The sequence below is a fragment of the Desulfofundulus sp. genome (genome assembly GCF_049701015.1).
Lineage (GTDB): Bacteria > Bacillota > Desulfotomaculia > Desulfotomaculales > Desulfovirgulaceae > Desulfofundulus.
In genome coordinates, this window is record NZ_JBNATZ010000308.1 from 1 (window position 1) to 2654 (window position 2654).

At 48.7% G+C, this 2654-nt stretch carries 2 protein-coding genes and 1 pseudogene; 2 read left to right on the plus strand and 1 reads right to left on the minus strand.

What is annotated here, in order from left to right; all coding sequences use genetic code 11:
• Positions 1-73 precede the first annotated feature (73 nt).
• Together ACPLUI_RS13645 and cas2 are read left to right on the plus strand one after the other, a co-directional pair.
• Positions 74-451 carry a CRISPR-associated endonuclease Cas3'' gene (locus ACPLUI_RS13645; RefSeq protein WP_424660797.1) on the plus strand — a complete coding sequence of 126 codons (378 nt, stop codon included), beginning with the start codon at positions 74-76 and terminating at the stop codon, positions 449-451.
• Positions 448-738, plus strand: coding sequence for a CRISPR-associated endonuclease Cas2 (gene cas2 / locus ACPLUI_RS13650; RefSeq protein WP_424660798.1), 291 nt, complete (start codon positions 448-450; stop codon positions 736-738). The genes ACPLUI_RS13645 and cas2 overlap by 4 nt, the downstream gene beginning before the upstream one ends.
• Before the next feature lie 639 nt (positions 739-1377).
• Here cas2 and ACPLUI_RS13655 read toward each other — a convergent pair.
• A pseudogene (locus ACPLUI_RS13655) lies at positions 1378-2241 on the minus strand (protein prkA); the annotation flags it as partial.
• Positions 2242-2654: the final 413 nt, after the last annotated feature.

Sequence of the window (2654 nt, forward strand, 5' to 3'; positions counted from 1 at the left end):
ACTCAACCCCCGGGGTAGCGGCATAGCACTGGGTGATCCTCCTTACTCAGGATTAGGGGTGTAAATAAAACAGATGAATTACCTTCATGTCAAGTATTATGCCCATTCTCACAAAGGGAAAAAGAAAGAACAGTGGCAATTATTAAAAGACCATTTGCAACAGACAGCAGTTCTCGCGAGTACATTCGCCAGAACATTCGGGGCGGATAAGATCGCTTATATAGCCGGACTTATCCACGATATAGGAAAATATTCTCCCGAGTTTCAAATGCGTCTTGAAGGTCGGAATATTAAGGTTGACCATTCTACTCCTGGTGCAGTGGAATCGGAAAAACGATATGGCCCGGTGGGTAGAATATTGGCTTATATTATAGCCGGACATCACTGCGGCCTTCCGGACTGGGGTAGTGTAGCCGATGAGTCTTCCTTGGAAGCCAGATTAAAGTTATGATGGTGTTGATAACTTATGATGTAAATACTACAACTGAAGCAGGCAAAAAAAGGCTGCGCCTTGTGGCGAAACAATGTGTCAATTACGGTCAGCGGGTTCAGAACTCTGTGTTTGCATGTTTGTTAGACCCTGCACAGTTTGCTGAATTGAAACACAAACTTGAAGCCATAATCGATAAGGAAAAAGAGAGTTTGCGTTACTACTTTCTTGGTAGCAACTGGAAGAGGAGGGTTGAGCATGTAGGTGCTAAAAGCGTTTTTGACCCTGAAGGAACAATGATTCTGTAAAGTGTGAACCATGAGTGGACACGAGAAACTTAGAGTGTCGCAAATCTTTGTATCTCTCGATTTGAGGTATAGCTTGCAATCTGTTACTCCCTGTGCGGGAGCGTGGACTGAGACGGCTCGCGAAAATAGCCTCTGGAATTCTGGAAAATAAGGGACTGGAACGTATGCAGTCGCTCCCCGTGCGGGAGCGTGGGTTGAAACAAAAATGCTTTGAGGAGTTTGTAAAATTGCATGATGGTCGCTCCCCGTGCGGGAGCGTGGGTTGAAACAAACTGGACAAGTTCAGGAGGTAGTGATTACCTCCTGAATTTTTTTGGGCAACATGGACAAATTGGTCTGCATAACTTTTATATACAGTTCTCCGGCTTGGCGGTGCTATCTTTTTTGAACAAACCCTGGAAAAGTGCTGGGGTGGTTCTATGATCCCTGTTAAAATTATAAAGAGCAGGTTTGGTACCATAAACATTTACCCACCCGCGGAACAGCCTTCTTCGGATGACGAAATAAGGTTATACGCGGTACTTGCCGAATGCCTCGCTGTAAAACAGCAGCCGGCTGAAAACGAAAAAAGCCCGCAACCAACATGTAAGAAGGCTTACGGGGCTGAGTGCGCTTTTGGTCTTATGAAGTAACTGCTTACTCGTCGGCGTATATCAGGGCAAAACGACCGGCTTTGAAGTTGCCTTCCTGGGAAAGGCTCAGGAGGTTCCACAGGAATTTTTCGTCACATTTTAACATCTCCTGGAACTCCATGATCCCCCGGTTTGCTATGTTCAGTTCGCCGTCAAACCGGTATGCCCGGGGGTCAGACTCCGAACCGTACTCCGCAATGGTGGAGAAATCCACGCTGCCGGTGAGATCGGCAATGTCCTGGGACTTGGGGTCGGAAGGGGTGAAGGTTCCTATGCCCACCCGGTTTTCTTCAGACAGGAAAACCCTTTCCACCCGGACGTTTTCAATTCTTCCGCCATATTCCGTTTCCAGCATCATGCGGCAGTAGGGGCAGAGTTCGCCTTCGACGTAAACGCCGTATTCTTTCTCAAATTCCGGCCTCAGTTCCCTGGGGATTAGATGCAGGGGTTCTTCATGCATGGGGCAGCCCTTGATGCCGTAAAGGGCCCCCCGGTCGGTTCGGCTGTACCGTTCCAGGCCCCTTTTCAACATGGCCACCAGGGTGGATTTGCCACCGCTCACCGGCCCCATGAGCAGGAGGATGCGCTTGCGCACGTCCAGCCGCCGGGCAGCCGGGTGGAAGTATTCTTCCACCAGCTTTTCAAGGGTTTTATCAAGACCGAAGAGTTCACTGGAGAAAAATTTGTAGCGCTTAACACCATCTATTTCTTCTACCCCGGCATCCTTGATCATGTTGTAAATCCGGGCGTGGGCAAGCTGACATACCCAGGGACGTTCCTTCACGATTTGCAGATACTCCTGAAAGGTGCCTTCCCAGGCCAACTCGTTTTCCAGGGAACGATGTTTCTCCAGCCGCTCCAGGAAATCCATATTATCACTCCTTTGGCCCTTGGATTAGCCACAAGCGGATTGTACATTTCTAGTGTTTAGTAATACATTATATGCACCGGGTGCTGGTAGAAGAATCCGTCAGCCGACAATATCTGCCCCCGGGCGGGGATAAAGGGCCATTGGGAACAGGCCTGGGTAAAATCTGTTTTCAATGTTGTTCAAGGATTTCTCCGTCAAGGAGCGAAATAAAAAGGAAAATGAGCTTTTTAGAAAGAGGGTGCGGGAAAATTAATAGAGACTCCTGTATACGGTGTGGTACCTGTTGTTTAAAAGGTGGTCCGACTCTCCATTATGAAGACAGGGAACTCCTCCTGGCCGGATATGTCGGGCACCAGCACCTGATAACCATCAGGAAAGGTGAGCCGGTGTTCGACCCGCTTCTGGACACTGTC